Genomic DNA, 23,899 nt, shown 5'->3' on the forward strand with positions numbered 1-23,899 from the left:
AGGGCCCATGCAAGCGAACATAAGGAAGATGGCACCATGAAGATATCCAGCTGGCCCGTGCTGGCACTGGCCCTCTCTGCGGCGGCCCTGAGCGCCCCGGCCCATGCGGGCACCACCACCAGCGGCAAACTCGATCCGGCCGCCAGTGCCCGCGCCAAGGCCAAGGTGGCCCAGTTTCTCGACTGGGAGCGCCAAGTCAAACCGAGTGGCCTCTATCAGAGCGATCTCGGCGGCGCGCTGCCCACTATCGTCTCCCCCGAGCTGCTCTGCCTGCTCAATGCCGCCTCCAAGGCGCGCGAAATAGCCACCCGCGAGGCCCCCGACGAGAAGCCCCCCTTTGTCGAGGGCAACCCCTTCCTGCCCAACGCCTGGGATAACCTGCTGGGCTCGGAGATCCTCTCGTCGCGCGCCATCGCCGGCAGTCGGGATCGCAGCGAGGTCAAGGTGCGCTTCACCTTTGGCGAGCCGGGCACCCCGCTCGACGCCCCCAGCGGCACCTACCGTTTTGTCAGCACCTATCTGGTACAGGACGGGCCGCAAGGCGCCCGCATCACCGATATCGACGCCGGCGGCAGTTGCGACTTCTGCCAATCCGGCAGCCTGCGCGCCGCCCTCTATGAGACGCTCACCGCCTATCCCGCCGCAGGAGGAGAGCAGTGCAAGGGGTTGGGGAAATAGTTTTTTAGTTGGGATAGCAGTGTGTTTGGGGAATAGAAATAAAAACCGCAGCTTAAGGCTGCGGTTTTTTTGTGGTTTGCAGGGGGAACCAATACCGTGCCCGCCCGTGTTTTCATTTATCAGCAGTGCAAGGCGCTGACAAAAATATGTTTATAGAAAATATGACGAAATCATGCTGATTCAGTCAATTTATGATAGCAAGACCGCGGCGAATATTAAGTAAATAGACATCTTTTGTATTCGTTTTATGGCTTAGTTTACTAAGTATTTTTTGCTGTGTTTCGGGCGTCCAAAATATTTTAAGGCAACATCTCGTTCTAGTTATCGCAGTATAAAATATATTGTGTGAAATGTATTCCTCATTTGAGTCAGTAATTACTATTTTCACAGAATTGTATTCCAGTCCTTGGGCTTTGTGGATTGAAACAGCATAGGCCACTTGAAAAGGAACGGTTGTATTCAATGAATCATCGTCATCATCAATACTATTGGGGAAATCATAAACCTTGAATCGTACTGTCGACTCAGAAACCCATTTAAGATCATTGACTTTCAATACATCAAATGCACTTAGTGACCTGTCTAGTTTCACATCAAACTGAATCCAGCCAAGATCTTGAGCAATGCCTACGATCCATCCTTTTAGGTTGTTGAAAATTACTGGACGAAATCTCTCTGTGTCAGAAAATAGTATAGGGTCTCCTACTTTATAAGTGGACTCTTGCCAAATATGTGCTGTATTAATATTTCTGCTTTGAAGAAATCTGTTAACATTATTTATGCCATATAAACCATCATAATTAAGGCACAAGATAATTTCATCATCAGATTGTTTTTCAAATAGAGAATTGTTTAATAATGCTGAATACCCATTCTTAGCTATTACTTCTGCTATATCATCTTCATTTTTCCTGACCTCTTCCCAAAAGTATAGTAATTCTTTGTTTTTTGTTCTATATGGCGTGGTGAGCTCAAATATCGAACTTCTATTTATAAAGTGTCTAATAATCCCGAACCAATTTCCGAATTGTATAGACTCAATCTGAAAAACGTCACCTACTAATACTATTAACTTGAAAGAAGTTTTTTCTAGAACTTGTAAAAAATCGGAGTTACTGACCGTACTACACTCATCAATTATCAGTAGGTCATACTCTTTGTTAATTCTGCTTTTTGATATCTGACTGTTAATTGTGCGAAAATCGGAATTTTGCGCTGTTATTTTTCGCTGCAAGTTATCTATTGCTGGGTTGGTGTGTGCTAGAAATAATTTTTCGTTACTATTAAAGCAGCGAGCAATATGATCTAACATTGTTGATTTACCTGTGCCTGCTGCACCATAAATCAGAGCTACACATGAGAATTCAAATAGTTTCTTGAGTGCATCAGATTTCATTGGATCATCTATTCCTCGAGGTGCTTCATTGATCCATGCCTCGACATACTTCGTATAACCATCAATTCCATTAGCGGCTTTATTTTGGAGGAAATTAATTATTGACACAGTGTCATCTTCATACCCTCGGAAAAATATATTTTTTTTATCAAGTACCATGTGGCGTTCTTGGTGTTTGAAATAAACTTTTTTGTTATGTATTTTTATTAGCTCATCTAAATCTCCGAATATGGAACATTCACTTTCTGGTGTGTATAAAATTCCATTATTTTCTACATTGTTTCTGACCTGTCTTGCTAAAAGCTCATGTTTTCTGTCAGATGTATCTAAACTCTCAACTAGATCCCAATAACGAGGGTTGTGCCCGGGAAGGGAGGAGCAAAATGGCATGTCATCAAATGGGATACAACCAAACTTAAGTTTTAAGTTAGATAAACGATAGCATCTATCTCGGTGCGACTGTAACTTTATTATATTGTTGTTCATGCGGTACATAAGATAGCGGATGACACAATGTCCGGCAGATAAAGACGTTATTATTTTCCGCGAAACATCCAATATTTTGAATATATGAGGGGTTGGAGTGTTCTGAGTAACTATGTTTTTTATTGTGGTATAGACGTGATCTGGCAGAGTTACAATATCAAGTAAGCTATCACCCCTACTTGTTAGAACATTCATTAAGAGTTTGTATTCATCAGAGCTAGGTTTAACATGTGAATCTATACCAAAAATAGCTGAAAATTATTGATTTCACATGGTCTAATAGATACTTCCCAATGCCTAATGATTGTTATTGGCATTGTTTGATCAATTACATTTATTGAGTCGCGCTGCAATTTCAACATCACCGCGTGATTATCGGAAAGTTCTAGTTCTGTAAATGCAATAATTCTCTCGGATTTATTTGCTCTGTTAATTGCTCTATAAAATGTAACTTCATAAAGGACAATGCCATTACAAAAAAATGGCACTATTTTATGAATGTAATAACGACCAGAGATGAGTTTAATATTGTCATTTACAGGTTTAAAATGGATTCTTTCCGCTATTTTATCATGATACTCACGTAGTGAGGGGTCAAGGTTGATTGGGAATTTTTCTAGATTTGTTAAGGTGTTGATCCCTAAGCTAGTTTTGATGATATGTCTAGTTTTATGAAGGTATTCATAATACTTGATCATTAAACGTTCTGAATTATCGCTATCTAGTGTATAGTGGGATGCAACCTTTTGAATAAGTTTATGGAATTTACCAAGGAAATTTAACTTTCCTTGGCTTTTAATAAATTCTAGGGCAGGGGTGATGCTGTCATAATTAAACTGGGTGTCTAGTGAGTTTTTGTGTAATCCTACTGCTACTCCCTCAATTAAATTGCGTAATTGAGATAGTATATTTTGTGATAAAAGCCCTCTTTGCTCTGCAAGTAGGTCAATATTAGTGCATATAGCTTGGTTTGTGCTAGTTATTTGATCGCGAACGGTAGTCATGCTAAAAACACTCCTTGTTAAAGCTGTAGGTTCGATTAGCGAAGCGTAATCGGACGTTCGAGAAATAAGATGTTATTACGGTGAAGTACTCACAGTCGGGCATTCGATATAAAGCCGTTTCCCGATAGAGATGTCTGCCACTTGCAGCTGTACCCGCCATGATTTTTTCACCTATGCAATCATCCTGATGAAGTCTGTTGCATAGGTGCGACAATCTGCTCTCGCCATGGGATGGGCGAGGGGTTGGCTGTGAGCTAACAACCCGTCCGATCTTTGCCCCGAATAGGCTGGGGAGTGTTACCGCGGTGCAATGCGCTGCGCTTGGTGCACCCTACGCCTGTTAACCGGCCTCGGTGTCGCGGGTTGGGTGTTGCCCCCTGTTGTTCGCCGGGGTGAGCCTGTTTTTCCCATACCGTAGGGTGCAATGAACGAAGTGAATTGCACCTCAATTCGACGCGTGTTTGCTTGCGGCAACAGGCTTGGCGGATTGCGCCATGGGCTTCACCTGCAAGGGGTGCGGTACGCTGCGCTGCGCTAATCGACCCTACCGACCCTGCTGGCGAAGTCATGCCAACGGGGTTAGTGACCCCTCACCCTGGCCCTCTCCCGCAAGGGGAGAGGGGACGGTTACCGTGGTGCAATGCGCTGCGCTTATTGCACCCTACGCTTCTCCCGCAAGGAGAGAGTTACCGCGGACGATTACGCTTCGCTAATCGACCCTACCGACCCTGCTGGTGAAGTCATGCCAACGGGGTTGATGATCCCTCACCCTCTCCCGCAGAGAGAAGGGACGGTTACCTTGGTGCAATGCGCTGCGCTTATTGCACCCTACCGCTCACCCGCAGGGTAGAGGGGACGGTTACCTTGGCGCAGGGGCGGGAGACCGGCTGGTCTTCGCGAAAGACGCTACCGCCCCTGACTGTCGCTGCCACAATGCGCCGTTGACCTTGGTTTGGGAAAAGGGGCCAACAGGCGCCGCCAGATATCTTACGGATTCATTGAGCGCTTAACTATGGCGGCCATCACGCAACTATCAGAAACCAGAGGTTTTTTTGCGCTGGCACAAGCTTTCGTTAATTACTGATTGATTAATTGCGGGGCAAACCTTGTGCGGTTGGTCGCCTTGGGTAATCCGTCGCTATCACCTTGATTCAAAACGGCGATCACAGACTTTTTGCGCCGTGTGTCTAGACTGGGTTGGCCGCGGTCGCTGACCGCCGCCTCTGGATCAGCAGACAGGGTATAACTGAGCTGGCTCACCCCTATGTGTCACTGATGGAGGAGTCGGCCATGTCCGCTACCCGTATCTGGATCAAAAACCCCCTTGCCACCTTTACCCCCGAAGCGGTCGATGGCCGCGGCGGGCTGGTGATTGAAAACGGCCTGATAAGTGAAGTGCTGGCGGCAGGCCAGCAGCCTGCCCGGCCGTGCGATCAGCTGTTCGATGCCCGCGACCATGTGGTGCTGCCGGGCCTTATCAATACCCACCACCACTTCTACCAGACCCTGACCCGCGCCTGGGGGCCGGTGGTCAATCAGCCGCTCTTTCCCTGGCTCAAGACCCTCTATCCGGTCTGGGCCAGATTGACGCCGGACGCGCTGGCGCTGGCGAGCAAGGTGGCGATGGCGGAGCTGCTGCTCTCGGGTTGCACCACGGCTGCGGATCACCACTACCTCTTCCCGCGCGGGATGGAGGAGTCCATCGATATTCAGGTGGCGGCGGTGCGTGAGCTGGGGATGCGCGCCATGCTGACCCGCGGCTCCATGAGCCTTGGCGAAGATGAGGGGGGCTTACCGCCGCGCCACACGGTGCAGGGGCAGCAGCAGATCCTCGATGACAGTCTGCGGCTGGTGCGCCAGTACCATGAGCGCGGCGCCGGGGCGCAGATCCAGATTGCGCTGGCTCCATGCTCCCCCTTCTCGGTGACCGAGGAGATCATGGTGGAGAGCGCCAGACTCGCGGCCGAGCTCGATGTGCGGCTACACACCCATCTGGCGGAGACGCTGGATGAGGAGGCGTTCTGCCTTGCGCGCTTTGGCCTGCGCACCGTCGATTATCTGGAGAAGGTGGGCTGGCTGGGCGATCGCACCTGGCTGGCCCACGGCATCCACTTCAATCCGGACGAGATTGCGCGGCTGGGGGCGGCGGGCACCGGGGTGTGCCACTGTCCGGTCTCCAATATGCGGCTCGCCTCCGGCATCTGCCCGACCCTGGATCTGGAGGCGGCCGGTGCGCCGGTGGGGCTAGGGGTGGATGGCTCGGCCTCTAACGATGCCTCGAACCTGATGCAGGAGGCCCGTCAGGCGCTCTATCTGCAGCGGCTGCGCTACGGCGCCGAGCGCATCACTCCGCGCAAGGTGCTGGAGTGGGCGACCGTAGGCTCGGCCCGGCTGCTCGGGCGCGGCGATCTCGGTGAGCTGCTGCCCGGCAAGCAGGCAGATCTGGCGCTGTTCAAGCTCGACGACCTGCGCTTTAGCGGCAGTCACGATCCCATCGCGGCCCTCATCTTGTGCGGCGCCGAGCGGGCCGATCGGGTGATGGTGGGTGGCAAGTGGCGGGTGGTGGATGGCGCCATCGAGGGGCTGGATATCGAGCAGCTTATCGCCCGTCACAAGGTGGCCGCCGCGGCGCTGGTGCATGGCTAGCCGACTCTGGTGCCACTCTGCCAATAGCCGCAAAGCTGTTCTCACTGGTGAGCCGCGGACCACCTTGCTCTGCTTTCGGGCAAGACTTGGGCCGATAGCATCGGCCCGCAGCCTGCGGCTTCCTCTCTCTTGGCCCTTGCCTCTTTCAAGGAAACCTCTGGATAGACAACTGGTACCAGCCCCTCTCCTTTCTACCGGGGCAGAACCTGAGGCGCCTGTACTTCCCCCGATAGGGAGGGCCTATTTCATCAGGCAGCTGCTGCTGACCAGCGCCCCTTACTTGTGACCCCATGGAGTCGGATGGCGAAATGGAGGGATCTCCCGTTTCAATTGGGAGTAGATGACAAGTGCAGGGAGGATAATCCACCACCTCACAGCCAGGCATAGCAAGCATATGAGGGGCTTTTTTCCCCCTGCCGGAACATGCTTCCCCTAATCTCGGAGGAATATCACAAGGCCTGATTAGTCGACGAGAGACAACAAAAAACCCGCAAAGCCTTTGGCTATGCGGGTTTTGATATTTTTTAAGACTGTAATATGGTGCCCGAGGCCGGAATCGAACCGGCACGACGCGAACGTCGAGGGATTTTAAATCCCTTGTGTCTACCGATTTCACCACTCGGGCACCGCAATCGGTATCAAGCTCGCGTGGCGGGCTTGTCAATATGGAGGCACGTTCCGGAGTCGAACCGGACTAAACGGATTTGCAATCCGCTGCATAACCGCTTTGCTAACGCGCCATGCAAAAGAGAGTTGGCTCTCTATTGTCTGAATTTGGAGCGGGAAACGAGACTCGAACTCGCGACCCCGACCTTGGCAAGGTCGTGCTCTACCAACTGAGCTATTCCCGCATTGGTCTGGCTGACTGCCTGACTACGAGGACGCATTCTAGCGATGTTCCTCGCCCAGTCAACCAGAAATATTTAATTACCTGATCGTTCGGGCATTTTTTGCCCTTTTTGAACAGTTTTAGCGCCTTTGGCCGTTTCCTGCCTCAAATCAGCTGAAACCTAACCTTGCGGCGCAAGTGACTCACAGGTTGGCGTGGTGGGTCAAATCGCCCCAGGCGGCCTTCATGTACTGGAACATCGACCAGAAGGTGAGCACGGTAGCGACATAGAGCATCACATAGGCGAGCCACACCATCCAGACGTTGTATTGCCAGATAAGACCGGTGAGCGACACCATCTGGATCATGGTCTTCCACTTGCCAATCCAGCTGACAGCCACCGAGGAGCGTTTGCCGAGCTCGGCCATCCACTCACGCAGGGCGGAGATGATGATCTCGCGGCCAATCATGGTCATGGCGGGGATGGTCACCCAGATGGTGTTGTAGTGTTCGACGATGACCACCAGTGCGGCAGCGACCATGATCTTGTCGGCAACCGGGTCAAGGAAGGCGCCAAAGGCGGTGGACTGATTGAGCTTACGGGCCAGATAGCCATCAAACCAGTCGGTGGCAGCGGCCAGAATAAAGATGATGGCGGCAGCCAGATAGGACCATTGATAAGGCAGATAGAACAGGATGACGAAGACGGGAATGAGCAAAATCCGGAAAAACGTCAACAGGTTAGGTATGTTTGTCATTATTTTCAGCCACTTCTTGTACGTCGCTACATAGTGCGCCAAAGCCGATTTGCGATGCAACCGCACTGGCGCCCGTCTTGGTCTTTTTAATCCATCAATCTTCTCAAAATGCGAGGGCCATTATGGCATTTACGGCCCCCCCGCGTCACGGCTCTTGTGCATCAAGGAGTTAGCGATTTTGCCATACCGCTAACCCTGCTCAGGCGCTGTGCAAGCCATCGTGGATGGTCTGGGCCAGCTCCTGACTGATGCCGGGTACCTTGGCCAGTTCATCCACGCTCGCCTTTTTGACCTCCTGCAGGCCGCCCAGATATTTGAGCAGTGCCTGCCGGCGCTTTGGCCCCACCCCCGGAATATCCTCCAGACTGCTGCTGGTGCGGGCCTTGGCCCGTCTAGCCCGGTGGCCGGTAATGGCAAAACGGTGGGATTCATCGCGAATATGCTGAATCAGGTGCAAAGCGGGCATATCTGCCGGCAAATGCAGCTCTTCGTGGCTCTCCCCCATGATGAGCGTTTCCAACCCTGCCTTGCGGGTGACCCCCTTGGCAATCCCCACCAGCAGCGGATATTTGCCGCCGAGAAACTCCAGCTGACGGGCCAGGATCTCTTCGGCGCGGCGCAGCTGGCCGAGGCCACCGTCGATAAACAGCACGTCCGGTACCTTGTCCGGCTCCTGCTGCTTGCCAAAGCGGCGCTCCAGCGCCTGCTCCATCGCCGCGTAGTCATCACCGCCGGTGATACCGTCGATATTGAAACGGCGATATTCCGATGAGAGCGGCCCCTCCCGGTTGAACACCACGCAAGAGGCCACCGTGCGCTCCCCCATGGTGTGGGAGATATCGAAACACTCCATGCGGGCGATGGGGCGCTCCAGCTCCAGCAGCTCTTCCAGCTGGTCGTAGCGGGCGGTGATGGTGCTCTTGTGAGCCAGCCGCGAGCGCAGCGCCGTCTCGGCGTTGATGGAGGCGAGCTTGATAAAGCGGGCCCGTTCGGCGCGGGTACGGCTCACCACTCGCACCTTGTAGCCTGCGGTCTGGCTCAGGGTCTCAGCGATGACGCTTTCGTCCTCAAGGGCCACATCGAGCAGCACCTCGCTCGGGATCTGCCGTCCTCCCTGCCCCGACAGATAGAACTGCAGCAGGAAGGATTGCACCACCTCGTCAAGCGGGGTGTCAGCCGGCACTTTCGGGAAGTAGCTGCGCGAGCCGAGCACCTTGCCCTGACGGATAAAGAGCACGTGAATGCAGGCCGCACCTTGCTGGAAGGCGACCCCCACCACATCCAGCTCGTCCAGTACGTTGCCGCTCACCGACTGCTGCTCGGTGACCCGACGCAGCGCCAGGATCTGATCCCGATAGCGGGCCGCCTCTTCAAAGCGCAGATCGCCGCTGGCGGACTCCATCTTGCCCACCAGCTCGCCAATCACCTGCTGGTTCTTGCCCGCCAGAAACAGCTTGGCCAGCTCCACCTGCTGGGCATATTCGGCTTCGCTCACCAGTCCAGGAACACAAGGGCCAGCGCAACGCTTGAGCTGGTAGAGCAGGCAGGGACGGGTGCGGTTGGCGTAGACCGCATCTTCGCACTGACGCACCGGAAATATTTTCTGCATCAGATGCAAACTCTCGCGCACCGCGCCGCCAGAGGGGTACGGGCCGAAGTACTCACCCTTCACCTTGCGGGCACCGCGATGGACGCCGATGCGTGGATGCTGGTGCGCGGTGATGATGATCCAGGGGTAGGATTTGTCGTCCCGCAGCAGCACGTTGTAACGGGGCTGGTACTGCTTGATCAGGTTGTGCTCGAGGATCAGCGCCTCAGTCTCGGTGTGGGTGACGGTGACCTGGATATCGGCGATCTGGCGCACCAGAGTGCGAGTCTTGATGCTGTCGACGTTGGTGCGAAAGTAGGAGGCGAGCCGCTTTTTCAGATCCTTGGCCTTGCCCACGTAGATCACGGTGCCACCGCTGTCATACATGCGGTAAACGCCACTTTGATGGGTGACGGCGCTCAAAAACGCCTTGCTGTCGAAGAGAGGTTCGGGAGAGAGGGTCATCAGCTACTCGGCTCACACAAAGGCAAAAATTGACGGGCAGAGCATACTGCCCTCGCCGCCCGAAAAGCAAAGGGGCAGAAAAGCAAAAAGGCGGCACTCGCCGCCTTTGTGACCACACGCCACCCGATTAGAGGGTATCGGCATCCAGCATGCCATAGCGAATGGCCAGATGGGTCAGTTCCACGTCACCGTTGATCCCCAGCTTGCTGAACAGCCGATAGCGGTAGCTGTTGACCGTCTTCGGGCTCAGGTTGAGCTGCTCGGAGATATCGGTCACCTTCTGCCCCTTGGTGATCATCATCATGATCTGCAACTCGCGCTCGGAAAGGGACTTGAAGGGATTCTCGTCAGCGGAGGCAAACTGGCTGAGGGCCATCTGCTGGGCAATCTCCGGGGAGATGTAACGCTGACCGGAGTGCACCAACCGGATCGCCTGGATCATCTCGTCGGGGGCAGCCCCCTTGGTCAGGTAACCGGCGGCGCCAGCCTGCATCACCTTGGTGGGGAACGGATTTTCTGAATGAATGGTCAGCACTATGATGCGCACATCGGGGCGGATCCGCAGAATTTTGCGGGTCGCTTCCAGACCACCAATACCCGGCATGTTCATGTCCATCAGGATCACGTCCGGATGGTGTTGGCGACAGAACGTAACTGCGGTCTCGCCGCTCTGTGCCTCACCCACCACCTTGATCCCGCGCACATCTTCAAGAATGCGTCTTATCCCTGTACGCACCAGCTCATGATCATCGACCAGGAATACATTTATCACCCAAACACCCCGTTTTATCTCGTTTTAGCCGCCCGGTTAGGGTTAACAGGGCGTCTTGCATCATAACCAAACTCGTCGCTTTGGCAAACCATGCACGCCAAAAGTTTGAGAAAACCCATGTTTAGCGTTTAAAATCAAATAATTATATAAATTTTCAAAACAAAAAACGGTGCCTTGCGACACCGTTTTTCATGACGTTAGTGCTGTGGCCATCACTTGGCCAAAAAGGCGCGCACCTTCTCCAGATCGGCCTGGGTATCCACCCCGACCGGCGGCGCTTCAAGGGCCTGGGCGACGTGGATCTTCTCCCCGTACCAGAGTACCCGCAGTTGCTCCAGTGCCTCGACCTGCTCCAGCACGCTCGGTGCCCAGTCTACGTAACGCTGGATAAAGCCGGCGCGATAGGCATAGATGCCGATATGACGCTGGTAGTGGTCACCAATCTGCTCATGGCTCTTGGCAAAGCGATCCCGATCCCAGGGAATGCTGGCGCGACTGAAGTAGAGGGCGTAGCCATCCTTGTCTGTCACCACTTTCACTGCGTTCGGGTTGAACGCCTCTTCGGCATCCTTGATCGGCACAGACAGGGTCGCCATAGGCGCCGTGGCGGCGGCCAGATTGTCCGCCACCTGACGAATGATGGCGGGCGGAATGAGCGGCTCATCCCCCTGCACGTTGACGATGATGGTATCGGCGGCAAAGCCGTAGTGACGGCACACCTCGGCCAGACGCTCGGTGCCGGACTGGTGATCCGGTGAGGTCATGCACACCTCGACGCCGGTGCTCTGCAGCGCCTGCTGTACCCGCTCGTCATCGGTGGCAACGATCACCCGATCGGCCCCCGATTGCAGGGCTTTTTCCACCACGTGTTGCACCATGGGTTTGCCATGAATATCCGCCAGCGGCTTGCCCGGCAGGCGGGTTGACGCATAGCGGGCCGGAATGACGACGACGAAACTCATGACGGCAACTCATCGCTATTGAGCGGACGGGCACGGTTCTCCAGTAGTACCGGGATCCCCTCTTCCAGCGGATAGGCCAGCTTGTCAAAGCGGCAGACCAGCTCATGGACTGCTTTGTTGTAGTGCAGCTTACCCTTGCAGACCGGGCAGGCGATGATGTCGAGCAACTTGATGTCCAAAGCCAAAACGATACTCCTTCAACGATGTCGCGCTGGCGGCTTCATCACGCCAGCGATGGATGTCGAGCAACCAGATATTCCATACAGGGCATATCAAGCCCCTGCTCCCCCGCCGAGGCGAGAGCGATTAATCTTGCGCCCTGGCCGCGCCCTTCCCCTTCGTCCCCAGCTTGTGCAGCAGGGCATCGAGCAGGGAGGCGGGCAACTCGGCCCTGACCGGCAGATACCACCAGTTATCGGGGGCAAACGGACGACACTTGACCGCATCCTTCTCGGTCATCAGCAGCGGCTTGCTGGCAAAGCGGCCCACCAGCTCATCCCGATCGAAGGGGTGATGATCGCCGTAGGCGGCCTGCTGATCCAGCTGATAGCCGAGCCCTTCGAGGGTGGCAAAGAAGCGGGGCGGATGACCGATCCCCGCCAACGCATCAACCGGCCCCGACAAGGGGGCAGCAAGCGGTGCATCGTCGCGCACCCGGCGCGGGGTGTCGGCGACCAGTTGCATGGGGTACTCCCCCTTGCCCGGCTCGCCGCCGTTGCAGATGATGGCGTCCACCCGTTTGAGACGAGTGACCGGCTCGCGCAGCGGCCCCATGGGCAGCAGGCAGGCATTGCCGAAACGGCGCGCTCCGTCCACCACCACCAGCTCGATGTCGCGGGCCAACGCATAGTGCTGCAGACCATCGTCGGTGATGATGATATCCACCTCACCGCTCTGCTCCAGCAGTCGTACCGCGTCGGCCCGTTTCGGGGCAACCACCACCGGACAGCCGCAGCGCCGGGCAATCAGCACAGGCTCATCACCTGCTTGCGCCGTGGTGCTGGTTTCATCCAACCGATAGGGGTAATGGGGCGCCTTGCCACCATAACCACGGCTCACCACCCCGGGGCGATAGCCGCGGGCTTGCAACTGCTCCACCAGCCAGACCACCACTGGCGTCTTGCCGTTGCCGCCCACCGAAATATTGCCCACCACAATGACCGGCAAGGAGGCGCGATACCCCCTGCGCCAGCCATGACGATAGGCGTAGCGGCGGCTGCCGCTGATAACGGCGAACAGCAGGGCAAAGGGGGCCAGCAACCAGCGCCAGCCACTTTTGCGATACCAGAGCCGTTCCAGCATCAGGCCTTGCTTCCCGCGTTGCCAAACTGAATGGCGCGCAGTTGGGCATAGGTGCCGCGCTGCTCCATCAGTGCTGCGTGGTTCCCGCGCTCGACGATATGGCCTTCGTCGATCACCAGGATCTCGTCCGCCTTCTCGATGGTGGAGAGACGGTGGGCGATCACCAGCGAGGTACGCGCCTTGCAAAGCTCGTCGATAGCCGCCTGAATGTGGCGCTCGGACTCGGTATCGAGGGCCGAGGTGGCCTCATCCAGCAGCAGAACCGGCGCATCGCGCAGCAGGGCGCGGGCGATGGCCACACGCTGGCGCTGACCACCGGAGAGGGATGCACCGTTCTCGCCAACCACAGTGTCATACCCGTTGCTCATCTTGCTGACGAACTCGTCGGCATGAGCGATACGGGCGGCCTGCACGATCTGGTCGCGGCTGTATTTGTCTTCCGCCGCGTAGGCGATGTTGTTGGCCACCGAGTCGTTGAACAGGTGGACATGCTGGGAGACCAACGCGTACTGCTTGCGCAGCTCGCTCAACTTGTATTCGCGGATGTTGATGCCGTCCAGCAGGATCTCGCCCTGATCGATGTCGTAGAAGCGGGTCAGCAGGCTGGCAATGGTACTTTTGCCAGAGCCGGAACGGCCCACCAGCGCCACCGATTTACCCGCCTCCACCTTGAAGCTGACGTTGTGCAGCGCCGGGGTGTCCTTGGTCGGGTAGGTGAAGGTGACGTTGCGAAACTCGATCTCGCCGCGGGCACGCTCCAGAGTGCGGGTGCCAGTATCCTGCTCCGGCTCGCTGTCGAGCAGGCCAAACAGGCTGTGGCAGGCAGTGATGGCGCGCTGGAACTGGTTGTTGACGTCGGTCAGGCTTTTCAGCGGCTTGAGCAGCATCATCATGGAGGTGATCATGACGGTAAACGTACCGGCAGTCAGCTCGCTGCGCACACTGTCGATGGTAGCTACATAGAGGAAGGCCGCCAGCGCGATGGAGGCAACCATCTGCACCACAGGGCTGCCGATGGCATCGGCAGCGACCATCTTCATGGTCTGCTGGCGCATGTTGTTGCTGACCTGGAAGAAGCGCTTCTCTTCCACCTTCTGGCCACCAAACATCAGCACCTCTTTGTGCCCTTTGAGCATCTGCTCGGTGGAGGTAGTGATATCCCCTACCGCCTGCTGGATGTGACGGCTGATCTGGCGGAAACGACGGCTGATAAGGCCGATGATGATGCCCACCAGCGGGCCAACCACCAAAAAGATCACTGACAGCTGCCAGGAGTGCCAGAACATCAGGCCGAGCAGGCCGACCACGGTCGCCCCTTCCCGCACCAGGGTCACTAGCGTGGTACTTGCCGCCGAGGAGACCTGACTCGCGTCATAGGTCACCTTGGAGAGCAGATGGCCGGTGTTCTGACGGTCGAAGAAGCTCATCGGCATCGCCACCATGTGATTGAACACCTGCTGTTGCAGACGCATCACCACGTGGTTGCCGACCCAGGCCATGCAGTAGTTGGAGAGAAAGTTGGCGACACCGCGCAGGGCCACGATGCCGAGGACGAAGAAGGGCATCCATTTCAGAACGGTGCTGTCGTTGCCATTGATGCCCTGATCGATCAGCGGCTTGATGGAGTAGACAAAGGTGGTATCCACGGCGGCGTAGCCCAGCATCCCGATGATGCCACCGACCAGGCCCAGCTTGCGATCACGGACATAACCGAGCAGGCGTTTGAATACTGGCCAGCTCTCTTGTGAGGTTTCTTGTTGCATGAATAGCCGTTAGTAATGGAAATGACGGGCTATTCTAGCCAAAGCGCAGGCTTACACCAAGCGCCGCCACCTATATCGCATTCCTACACGGCAGAAATGGCCGATTATTGCTCAAACCACACTCGCGGTCGCCACCAGTCGCCACTGCGCCGGTACCAGGGCCCCACATCTCGCTTGGCGGTGACGCTCAAGCCCTCTGCGGTGGGTTCGACCAGCATCGCCCCTTGCTGACCGGTGATCCACTGGCGGGCATCCCGATAGCGGGCCACTACATCGGGACGGGGAAAGCCCCACTGATTCATAAAACCGGCGCTGTGGATCACCTCCTGCGCCGCTACCGCCGCGACAAACGGGGGCGTGGAGGAGGTGCGACTGCCATGATGGGGGCTCACCAACAAGGTACTGGCCAACCCCTCCCCCTCCAGCGCCACTAGCCGCTGCTCGGCCTGCCGCTCGATATCGGCACTGAGCAGCACGCTGCGCTGCCCATCGCTGATGCGCACCACGCAGCCATCGTTATTACGCCCGCCACCGGGGCGTTCTGGCCAGAGCACTGCAAACGAGAGTCCCTGCCAGCGCCACTGTTGCCCACGCTGGCAGAGCGTTGTTCTCTCACTGAAGGGGTAAGAGGAGAGCTCGTGACGCACCGGCATGGCGCTGAGCAGTCGCTTGCGATTGCCGGCATGGTCCCGATCCTTGTGGCTGATGATGAGGCGATCGATGACCCGGATCCCCAGATGGCTTAGCTGGGGCAGGATCACCGCGTCCGCCATGTTGTAGCCTCCGGGATAGCGATCACCGGTGTCATAGAGGATGGCACGCTCCCCCTTGCTGATCAGCACTGCCAGCCCCTGCCCCACATCCAGCACCCGCAGTTGCCAGCGGACAGGCGTTGGCCAGAGCGCCAATAACAGCGCACACAGACCCGGTAGCAACAGCCAGCGTACCGGGCGCCACTGTGCGGCGAACCAGAGCAGCAACAGCAGGGTGCAAAGCGGCAGCCACCAGCCAGGCAGTGGCCACCACAGTTGCAGTTGATCGGAAAGCCAGCTCAGGATCGTCAGCACCCACCCGAGCCCCAGATCCGCCAGCCAGAACAGGCCATAGGCAAGCGAGGTGGAAAGCGGCGCAAGCAGCACACCGATCAGGGCCAGCGGAATGATAGCGATACAAAAGAGCGGCACAGCCAACAGGTTGATCACCATGGCAAGGGGCGCTATCCCCTCGAACAACGCCAGTTGCAGCGGCAGCAGACCGAGTAGCAGCCAGAGCTGGATCTGCCAGAGCCCCGGCTTGTCGTGGACATATCCCACCAGCAGCAAGATGGCCACCGCCAGAAACGAGAGCCAGAAGCTGGCCGAATAGAGGGCGAAGGGATCCCAGAGGGTCAATACCACAAAGGCCCACAGCCAGATGCGCCAGGCCGGCCACTCCCGCCGGCTCCAGCGCAATACACTCCACACCAGCACCATGATCAGAGCCCGTTCGGTGGCCACCGCAAATCCGGCCAACGCACTGTAGACGGCGGCAAACAGCAGGGAGGTGATGATGGCGCCGCGCAGACCAAACAGCCTGCCCAGCCACCACCCAAGCACCGCCACCAGCGCGATGTGTTGCCCTGAGATGGCGATGATATGGGTCAGGCCGCTGCCGCGAAACAGCTCCCACTGGGCATCCGTGATGCCGCTCTGCTCGCCAAAAGTGAGCGCCGCCAGCAAGGGGGCATGGTCAAGCGGACGCCAACTCTCGGTCGCGGCCCCCAACCAGCGTTCACGCCAACCCGCAGGTGCCTGTTGAATATCTATCACCCGACGCAGATTGCCAGTGGCGGTGATCCCCTTGCCCAGCAGCAGACGCCGCCCATCCAGCCCCGCCTCGTTGGCCAGACCGTGAGCCGGTTTCAACGAGGTCACCAGGGTGATCCGGCTGCCTACCGTCATGGCGGGTAATGCCTGATAGGCATTGACCCGGATCAGGGGCTCAGGTGTCACCGGTTGCTCGTCGAGGGTGCTCACCCGCAGCAGCAGCCGGACAAATTTATCCCCCTCGGGCTCTGCACTTTGCAGCTGTGCGGTTATCATGTGGCTCGTCTGATCGCCCAACCGCTCCAGCCAGGCCAGCCGATAGGCAAGATTGGCCTGCATCCAGAGGATGCCGAGCAGGAGAAACAGCCACCGCCAGGCACGGCAATATGCAAGGGGGATCAGCAGGGACAGCAACAGGCCCCCCCATGCGAGTGAAGGTAACCATGGCCAGAGCAGTGAGGAGCTTGCCCCCAGGGCAAACGACAACAGACGCAGATCCATGGAGCAAGTATTTAGCAAGGTTTCAATATGCCCAAACGACTCATTAAACGCTGGATGCCCGATCAGCAAACCCTGAAAGAACACAAGCACCTGCGGCTGTTCGGCAAACTGCTGCTCGATGCCAACCTCTGGCACCTCAACCGCCGCTCGGCTGCCGGGGCATTTGCGGTGGGCCTCTTCATGGCCTGGGTGCCGCTCCCCTGCCAGATGCTGCTGGCCGCCGGTGGCGCCATCCTGTGCCGGGTCAATCTGCCGCTCTCGGTGGCGCTGGTCTGGCTCTCCAACCCCTTTACCATGCCGCCCCTGCTCTATGGCGCCTATCTGGTGGGTTGCCAGCTGCTGGGACATTCGGCGCAGCAGATAGAGATTGAATTCACCTGGGAGTGGCTGGTCTCGGTACTGGGCACAGTGGCCCCCCCGCTGTTGCTGGGCTCGCTGATCCTGGCCCTGCTCAGTTCTCTTATCGGTTACACCCTCATCCGCACCTTCTGGCGGATCAGCACGGTGCGCCAGTGGCAAAAACGCAAGATGGCCCGCCCATGCTGAGTCGCTGGTTTGCCCGCTTCAAGCTAGATCCCGATACCCTGCGCCAGCAGAAGTGGTTTGCCCTGTTTGGTGAGCGACTGCTTGCCCCAGCCCTCTGGCAAGGGGGCACTCGCGCCCTGAGTGGCGCGGTGGCGGCCGGGATCTTCGCCTGCTGGTTCCCTATCCCGATGCACTCGCTCATCGCAGTCGGTCTGGCGCTGGCGTTCAGCCTCAACCTGCCGCTGGCACTGCTGGCGGTCTGGTTCAACAATCCGCTGACCCTGCCGTTCATGTACCTCTACGCCTATCGCACCGGTTGTCTGGTACTGCACCAGACGCCGGAGCCTTTCCACCTCAGCTGGACCCTGCACTGGCTGGAGCAGGAGGCAGCCACCCTGGTGCCCCCCTTCCTGCTCGGCAGCCTACTGCTGGCGGTACTCACCGCCCTGAGCGGCGGCGCCCTGACCGCGCTGCTGTTGCAACTGCGCAAGCTGTGGCAAGGTGCCCGCCACCACTGAGCCGCCCTTACCCTTGTTTGGCGATCAGCCGTTGGCGATCAAAAAAGCCCGTCACCAAGGTGACGGGCTTTTTCATGGCATAGTGCCGCATAGTGCCAGAGCACAAGGCGATGCGATTACAGCACCTTGGCGATCGCCTCGCACAGAGGATCGATATTGGCGCGGGTAATACCGGCTACGCTGATCCGGCCTGAGCCAACGATGTAGATGGCAAACTCGCTCTTGAGCTGCTCAACCTGATCCTTGGAGAGACCGGAGAAGGAGAACATGCCGTTCTGCTCGCGGATAAAGCTGAAATCCTGGCTCACGCCGAGGGCAACCAACTTCTCTACCAGCAGCTCGCGCATCTCGCGAATACGCACCCGCATGGCGGCCACTTCTTCGACCCACTCGGCATAGAGAGCCGGATCGCTCACCACGGCGGTGACCACAGCGGCGCCGTGTGACGGCGGGTTGGAGTAGTTGGCACGAATGACGGTCTTGACCTGGGTGAAGGCCACATCGGCGATCTCTTTGGTCGCGCTCACCAGCGTGAAGGCGCCGACCCGCTCGTTGTAGAGGCCGAAGTTCTTGGAGAAGGAGCTCGCCACCAGCAGCTCGTCATGGCACTCGGCGAAGATGCGCAGGCCTTCGGCATCCTCTTCAATACCACGGGCAAAACCCTGATAGGCGAAGTCAAACAGCGGCAACCAGCCGGCGGCAGCACTCTGCTTGGCCAGCGCGCGCCATTGATCGCTAGTGGGGTCGATACCGGTCGGGTTGTGGCAGCAGCCGTGCAGCAGCACCAGCTCACCCGGCTGCACTTCGGCCAGCGAGGCCTGCATGGCAGCAAAGTCGAGCCCCTTGGTGGCGGCGTCGTAGTACTTGTACCACTTGACGGTCAGGCCCGCGGCCTGGAACACGCTGACGTGGTTGGCCCAGGTGGGATCGGAGATCCAGATGGTCTTGGCCAGACCGTTGCGCACCACGAATTCGGCCGCGATACGCAGGGCACCGGTGCCGCCCGGTGCTTGCGCGGTCTTGGCGCGGCCGCTGGCAACCAGCGCAGAGTGCTGCCCGAACAGCAGTTGCTGCACGATACGGCCATATTCGATATTGCCTTCAATACCGAGGTAGTTCTTGGTCTTCTCGTCGGTCAGCAGCTTCTGCTCGGCTTTCTTGACGCAGTGAAGAATGGGGGTAGCACCGGACTCGTCCTTGTAGATCCCTACGCCCAGATTGATCTTGTGGCGGCGAGAGTCAGCGCGGAAGGCTTCGGTCAGGCCCAGGATCGGATCCGCTGGGGCGGCAACAACCTTTTCAAACATGGTATTCCCTGTATTCCGTTGAGTTCGTTGGGTGGCAAAGCGGCTTGATAAACAAAAGCGCTCATCTGGCGAGCGCTTCGTCAACTCTTTATATCACCGCGTTCAATGGGGGAAAACCGCTTTTTGGCTCGCTTTCAGGCCAATTTCAACCAACGGCATGCCACGCTGGTGCCAGCGCGCACACCTCGGCCGACAAGCCACCATTGGACTCAACCAAACCGCTACAAACTGCTAACAATGGCTTGGGGATCCGGCTCGGCTCCCAGGGCCGAGCCTCAGTCAAAGGCTGGGCATACGCGCTGAGGATGGGGGCCAGATCACGGGGCAACCACCAGCTGGCCGGACGACCCAGCCGCTGGGCCAGCGCCTGCAGCCGATCCACCCCGGCAGGGTTGAGGGCGGTGAGATGACTCCACAGCACATTGGGGGGCAAGGCGGCCACCACCTGCTGCAAGGCCAGAGGAGCCGATGGGGGAGCCCACACCAGCAAGGTGCCGGGTTCAAGAGGCAGCTCGGCAAAAGCGCCGACGCTGTCGGTGGTGATCACCCGCTCGATACTCCCCTCCCCCCACAGGATCTTGCCAAGACCCGCCAGGGTGCGCTCGGGCAGCGCCACCTCCCCCAGCGCCTGCAACCAGGGGGCTGCGTCGATCAGGGTGCCGCCGCTAAAAAAGAGGCTGAACGACTGGGCGGCGCGCAAACGCAACAGCTGATCGGCACAGAGCCGGATCCCCTTGTCCTCGAAATCGATCTGCTCGTTGGGGGTGAAGTTCACTTCGCTCTTGTGATAGAGCGCCGCCAGCACCCGTTCATTGACCTGCTCCCCCAATTGCCAGCCCTGAGCATGCAACCACTCCTCGGGCTCGGGGGGCGCGGTGGCGATCTCGGCCAGCATCAGCTCGCGGGTGAGATAGCGCCGTCCGGCCGGGGTGAGCTCATAGCTGTGGCTGCCATGGGCAAGCAGCAGCTGGTTATCCTTGAGCAGGCCCACCAGCGGTTGCCACTGGCGGCCACGGATCACCACAGGTGAGTGGCTCAGCAACTGCTGCGCCAGTGCCCGCCATTCGGGGTGACGAAAGTCGATCAATTACAATCCATCCCTGTCAGTGCTCAATCGGATAAACAGCCTGAAAAGGTACCGTTACAGACCGATGACGCCAAGCCTCCCGCGCCAATTACGTGACCTCGCTCCCTGCAATTTTCCCCAAACAGAAGAGCCCACCGTGGGGTGGGCTCTTCCTTGGATAACACTCGACGCTTATTCGACGTTGAGGCGCAGCTCGGCGTCGTGCCAACCTAGTGGCAGGGTCAGCAGCTGATCGATCAGCTCCCGGCGATCGGATTTCTCCAGATAGGCGAGATAGAGCGGACGGCTCAGCGGCTGCCCCCCCTCGACCAGATGGAGCGTCCCCTTCTCGAGGAAGGGGCTGACCATCCGCCGTGGCAGGTAGGCAGCACCACCGTTGGCCAGCACGAACTGCAACGCCATGCTGGCGGAACTGGAGTGCAGCACCGGGGTCTTTTGCAGGCTCTGCAAGCGGCTGGGTTGCGGCTCGAAGCTGGTGCCCCAGTCGAGGTGGATGTGCGGCATCTGCATCAGGTTGTCGGCATTGGCGGCCGGATCCCGGCTCACCAGCTCGAACACCAGCTCACCGATGGGATGCAGGGCAATCTCGTCGATCTTGGTGGGCTCGGAGAGCAGGGCCAGATCGAGGGAGCGCTCCAGCAACTGGCGGCAGAGGTGCTCGCGGGAGGCTGTTTCCAGCCGCACCGCCAAACCGGGCGCCAGCGCATAGATGTGATTGAGCCAGTCGTTGAAATCGAGCTCCCAGAACACAGCGGGCGCGCCGATAGCCAACTGCTGGCTGAATCCTGGCGAGAGCGCAACATCCTGCTTGGCGCGACCAAGGGTGTGCAAGATGGCGTCTGCGTAGGGCAGCAGACGCTCACCGGAGGCGGTCAGGCGGATGTTGTTGCGATGACGGGCAAACAGACTGACACCCAGTTGCTGCTCTAGCTGGCGGATCCGGAAACTCACCGCCGACTGGGTCAGGTAGAGATTTTCAGCAGCCCGGCCAAAATGCCGGGTCTTGCTCACCTCGATAAAGGTCCGAAGCAGCTCGGTATCCATTAATCGATGGACTCGTCACTGCCACCGCCGCTGCCACCACCGACATCAAAGCTGCCGCCACCGCTGCTCTCTTCGCTGGCGCCGCCAACGACGGTGCAGAGGCGATGAACGCGCTTGGGACCGATCACCTTGAGGTACTTGAACCACACCTTGGCATGGGGGTTGGCACCGGCTTCGCCGGATTTGACCTGCTCGACGAAGGCGGACTCGACATCGTCACGGGGTGCCAAGTTGCCCTGGTAGAGTGCCAGCATGGCGGTACCATACTTTTCCAGACTGTCCGCTTCGGCCACAGTGAATTCGCCACTGCGACGCAGGCCACGGGGAAAATGTTTGAAGTCGTTGAAACGCTTGTCTGATTCGAAGCTCATAGTGCTCTTTTTTCTGGTTAGTTTGACCTTTGCGGGCAAGTATCATCAGGCCATCGCCGAGTGCAAAATCAATTTTCTCACTATATTAATAAATATCTTTTATCGAAGTCACTTTGCCCCATAGCTGGCGCCGATTTTGTGGCATAACACACAAAAAACGTTGATAAATAATAAACTTATGTAAACGTGCAGCCAATTTGCACGTCACTTTTTGGACTGTGCAGGCAAAAATAAAGCGCCATACGGCGCTTTATTTATCACATCAGGTGAACCAGCTGAACCTTTGGTTCAAACATGCTTACTCAATCATGGCCGGTTGGGCCAGGTTGTCGGCACGCCACAGACGGTAGCGCACTTCATACTCCTGCGGCACGTAGATCACGAACGGCAGTTTTGAGTTGTAGTTCACGAAGAAGCCCTGACCGTAGATCTGGACGAAGGTCTCTTTCTGCTGGTTATCCGGGCACATCATCAGGGTGCTGATGGGGTCGGAAACCTTGCCCAGTTTCAGGTAGTTGTAGCCCCAGCCTTTGACGCTGTGCTGTTCCAGGTTGCCTGCAAAACGCGGTACGTTGCAATCAACCATCATCTTTTTGCCGACCTGCAGCTCGACCATCATGTCGGCTTCTTTCTCGACTTCAGGCAGGCGGATCACCACACGTTCCTGATTCACGTCAGCGGCTGGGAACATGCTGATATCAAATTTTTTCGGCTCGGCGGCGAAGGCATGGCCACCCAGCAACAAGGCGCCCAGCAGGCTAAAACGCAATACGGTTTTCATCTGTACCTCATGGGGTTGGTTCAACGCCGCTAGACTAACCGCTCTGCCGATTTCATGCCAGCGATCTGCTACGTAAAAACTGCGTAAAATGATGCAGATCCGGCACACCATGACGTGATCTGGCTATTTTCTGACAGGGCGCACACTCCCGTTGCGGGAACCTGAAACAAAAAGCGAGGCCAATTGGCCTCGCGTTGCATTCAAATGGCGCCAGAGTGCTATTTGGCCGCCTCTTGATGGGCCTTGATGACGGCCACCGCCTTGTCGGGGAAGTCGCTGAACACCCCGTCCACATCGGCCTGATAGAGGAAGATGTTAAGGAGATCGGTGAAGTCCTTGGCATAGGCCGGGATCTGCCCCTCATCCTGACGGAAGGTATAGGGGTGAACTTTCAGGCCCGCCGCGTGGGCTTCTTTTACCATACCGGTGAAGACCGGTTTGCCCAAAGTGCCCGGCTCGGTGACGATCATCGGCTTCCACGGGCCAATCCCTTCGGCATAGCTGGCGATGGTTTTCATCGCCCCCGGCTTGAACATCCAGTCATAGTTGTAGGGGGTCGCCTTGCCCTTGGCGTCGTAGACCATGGTCTCGTTCCAGTCGGTCTCGGCCATCAGCTGCACCAGTTTCAGATCCATACCCATGGCGGGCATCAGTTCGCTGTTGATGCGCTTGAGTTCATCGGCATCGAAGCACTGCAGATAGACCTTGTCGTCCTTCCCGGTGTAGCCGTACTCCTTGAGCACCTTCAGCACTGCTTTGGAGATATCCTTGCCTTCGTGACGGAACAGCCAGGGCGCCTTGATCTCCGGGTAGATCCCGATGTTCTTGCCGGTGCTCTTGTTGAGCCCCTGAATCATCTCGATCTCCTCCTGGAAGGTATGGATCTTGAAGTCTGACTTCCAGAGCGGGAAGCGGGCCGGATAGACCGGCACCTGCTTGCCATCCACCAGCTGGAACGGCTCGGTCATACGCAGGGAGCGCACCTCGTCCAGGGTGAAATCCACCACATAATAACGGCCGTCCGGACGGGCACGACCGGGGAAGCGCGCCGCCACATCGGTGATGCCATCGAGGAAGTGATCGTGCATCACCACCAGCTGGTCATCCTTGGTCATGACCAGATCCTGCTCCAGATAGTCAGCGCCCATGCCATAGGCCAGCGCCTTGGACTCCAGGGTATGCTCGGGCAGGTAGCCGGAAGCGCCACGGTGGGCGATCACAACCTTGCCTTCATCGGCAGCCAACACGGGTAATGAGAGGGATGCCCCAAGGCTCAAGGCGATGAGAGAAACGGCGAGTTTTTTCATATGT

Annotated in this window: 20 protein-coding genes and 3 tRNA genes; 4 read left to right on the top strand and 19 right to left on the bottom strand. The window is 57.4% G+C overall.

The window, feature by feature from the left end; all coding sequences use genetic code 11:
* Positions 1 to 36 precede the first annotated feature (36 nt).
* Positions 37 to 678: a hypothetical protein gene (locus tag G5315_RS17065; protein WP_421333520.1), complete on the top strand. Its 642-nt coding sequence runs from the start codon at positions 37 to 39 to the stop codon at positions 676 to 678.
* Positions 679 to 862: 184 nt separating this feature from the next.
* Here the strand turns inward: G5315_RS17065 and G5315_RS17070 are convergent, their stop codons facing one another.
* Together G5315_RS17070 and G5315_RS17075 are read right to left on the bottom strand one after the other, a co-directional pair.
* The gene (locus G5315_RS17070; RefSeq protein WP_421333522.1) at positions 863 to 2,560 is read right to left on the bottom strand and encodes an ATP-dependent DNA helicase; all 1,698 of its coding nucleotides are present in this window, start codon (positions 2,558 to 2,560) and stop codon (positions 863 to 865) included.
* Between the two features lie 236 nt (positions 2,561 to 2,796).
* Positions 2,797 to 3,564 (bottom strand): hypothetical protein, encoded by a 768-nt coding sequence (locus G5315_RS17075; protein WP_421333523.1) that lies wholly within the window; start codon positions 3,562 to 3,564, stop codon positions 2,797 to 2,799.
* A 1,290-nt stretch (positions 3,565 to 4,854) separates the two neighbouring features.
* Here G5315_RS17075 and G5315_RS17080 point away from each other — a divergent pair.
* Positions 4,855 to 6,210, top strand: a complete 1,356-nt coding sequence (locus tag G5315_RS17080) for an 8-oxoguanine deaminase (RefSeq protein ID WP_227342422.1) — start codon at positions 4,855 to 4,857, stop codon at positions 6,208 to 6,210.
* Between the two features lie 538 nt (positions 6,211 to 6,748).
* Here the strand turns inward: G5315_RS17080 and G5315_RS17085 are convergent.
* From G5315_RS17085 to G5315_RS17135, 11 genes are all read right to left on the bottom strand, one after another.
* A tRNA-Leu gene (locus tag G5315_RS17085) sits at positions 6,749 to 6,835 on the bottom strand.
* A 41-nt stretch (positions 6,836 to 6,876) separates the two neighbouring features.
* Positions 6,877 to 6,950: transfer RNA gene (locus G5315_RS17090), tRNA-Cys, on the bottom strand.
* Between the two features lie 35 nt (positions 6,951 to 6,985).
* A tRNA-Gly gene (locus G5315_RS17095) sits at positions 6,986 to 7,061 on the bottom strand.
* Positions 7,062 to 7,242: 181 nt separating this feature from the next.
* Positions 7,243 to 7,797 carry a CDP-diacylglycerol--glycerol-3-phosphate 3-phosphatidyltransferase gene (gene pgsA / locus G5315_RS17100; RefSeq protein WP_031227442.1) on the bottom strand — a complete coding sequence of 185 codons (555 nt, stop codon included), beginning with the start codon at positions 7,795 to 7,797 and terminating at the stop codon, positions 7,243 to 7,245.
* A gap of 199 nt (positions 7,798 to 7,996) precedes the next feature.
* On the bottom strand, positions 7,997 to 9,850 hold the full coding sequence (gene uvrC / locus G5315_RS17105; RefSeq protein WP_042081980.1) for an excinuclease ABC subunit UvrC: 1,854 nt from the start codon (positions 9,848 to 9,850) through the stop codon (positions 7,997 to 7,999).
* A gap of 127 nt (positions 9,851 to 9,977) precedes the next feature.
* Complete coding sequence (gene uvrY / locus G5315_RS17110) at positions 9,978 to 10,622, bottom strand: UvrY/SirA/GacA family response regulator transcription factor (protein ID WP_005337448.1); 645 nt, start codon at positions 10,620 to 10,622, stop codon at positions 9,978 to 9,980.
* Positions 10,623 to 10,834: 212 nt separating this feature from the next.
* Entirely contained in the window at positions 10,835 to 11,584 is a 750-nt protein-coding gene (kdsB, locus tag G5315_RS17115) for a 3-deoxy-manno-octulosonate cytidylyltransferase (RefSeq protein ID WP_058058109.1), read from the bottom strand.
* The gene (locus tag G5315_RS17120; RefSeq protein WP_005347033.1) at positions 11,581 to 11,769 is read right to left on the bottom strand and encodes a Trm112 family protein; all 189 of its coding nucleotides are present in this window, start codon (positions 11,767 to 11,769) and stop codon (positions 11,581 to 11,583) included. The genes kdsB and G5315_RS17120 overlap by 4 nt, the downstream gene beginning before the upstream one ends.
* Positions 11,770 to 11,890: 121 nt before the next feature.
* The gene (gene lpxK, locus G5315_RS17125) at positions 11,891 to 12,886 is read right to left on the bottom strand and encodes a tetraacyldisaccharide 4'-kinase (RefSeq protein ID WP_421206435.1); all 996 of its coding nucleotides are present in this window, start codon (positions 12,884 to 12,886) and stop codon (positions 11,891 to 11,893) included.
* Positions 12,886 to 14,649 carry a lipid A ABC transporter ATP-binding protein/permease MsbA gene (gene msbA / locus G5315_RS17130; RefSeq protein ID WP_216978473.1) on the bottom strand — a complete coding sequence of 588 codons (1,764 nt, stop codon included), beginning with the start codon at positions 14,647 to 14,649 and terminating at the stop codon, positions 12,886 to 12,888. The genes lpxK and msbA overlap by 1 nt, the downstream gene beginning before the upstream one ends.
* 104 nt (positions 14,650 to 14,753) lie before the next feature.
* Entirely contained in the window at positions 14,754 to 16,955 is a 2,202-nt protein-coding gene (locus G5315_RS17135) for a DNA internalization-related competence protein ComEC/Rec2 (protein WP_421333525.1), read from the bottom strand.
* A gap of 27 nt (positions 16,956 to 16,982) precedes the next feature.
* On the opposite strand from G5315_RS17135, the gene G5315_RS17140 reads away from it, so the two are divergent.
* Complete coding sequence (locus tag G5315_RS17140) at positions 16,983 to 17,501, top strand: DUF2062 domain-containing protein (RefSeq protein ID WP_005350890.1); 519 nt, start codon at positions 16,983 to 16,985, stop codon at positions 17,499 to 17,501.
* Positions 17,495 to 17,998: a DUF2062 domain-containing protein gene (locus G5315_RS17145; protein ID WP_042081972.1), complete on the top strand. Its 504-nt coding sequence runs from the start codon at positions 17,495 to 17,497 to the stop codon at positions 17,996 to 17,998. Before G5315_RS17140 ends, G5315_RS17145 begins: the two co-directional genes overlap by 7 nt.
* Before the next feature lie 116 nt (positions 17,999 to 18,114).
* Here G5315_RS17145 and G5315_RS17150 read toward each other — a convergent pair whose 3' ends face one another.
* The 6 genes from G5315_RS17150 to glpQ all read right to left on the bottom strand — a co-directional run bounded on the left by G5315_RS17150 (position 18,115) and on the right by glpQ (position 23,895).
* Complete coding sequence (locus G5315_RS17150) at positions 18,115 to 19,305, bottom strand: amino acid aminotransferase (protein ID WP_421333527.1); 1,191 nt, start codon at positions 19,303 to 19,305, stop codon at positions 18,115 to 18,117.
* A gap of 145 nt (positions 19,306 to 19,450) precedes the next feature.
* Positions 19,451 to 20,392 carry a hypothetical protein gene (locus G5315_RS17155; RefSeq protein WP_204383550.1) on the bottom strand — a complete coding sequence of 314 codons (942 nt, stop codon included), beginning with the start codon at positions 20,390 to 20,392 and terminating at the stop codon, positions 19,451 to 19,453.
* A 171-nt stretch (positions 20,393 to 20,563) separates the two neighbouring features.
* Positions 20,564 to 21,436 (bottom strand): HTH-type transcriptional regulator HdfR, encoded by an 873-nt coding sequence (hdfR, locus tag G5315_RS17160; protein ID WP_040067774.1) that lies wholly within the window; start codon positions 21,434 to 21,436, stop codon positions 20,564 to 20,566.
* Entirely contained in the window at positions 21,436 to 21,807 is a 372-nt protein-coding gene (locus G5315_RS17165; RefSeq protein ID WP_005350885.1) for a DUF413 domain-containing protein, read from the bottom strand. The genes hdfR and G5315_RS17165 overlap by 1 nt, the downstream gene beginning before the upstream one ends.
* 298 nt (positions 21,808 to 22,105) lie before the next feature.
* Complete coding sequence (gene eco / locus G5315_RS17170; protein WP_005337529.1) at positions 22,106 to 22,588, bottom strand: serine protease inhibitor ecotin; 483 nt, start codon at positions 22,586 to 22,588, stop codon at positions 22,106 to 22,108.
* A gap of 218 nt (positions 22,589 to 22,806) precedes the next feature.
* Positions 22,807 to 23,895, bottom strand: coding sequence for a glycerophosphodiester phosphodiesterase (gene glpQ / locus G5315_RS17175; protein WP_005337531.1), 1,089 nt, complete (start codon positions 23,893 to 23,895; stop codon positions 22,807 to 22,809).
* Positions 23,896 to 23,899 lie beyond the last annotated feature (4 nt).

Source organism: Aeromonas sp. 603607 (assembly GCF_049171595.1).
GTDB classification, from domain to species: Bacteria; Pseudomonadota; Gammaproteobacteria; order Enterobacterales; family Aeromonadaceae; genus Aeromonas; species Aeromonas veronii.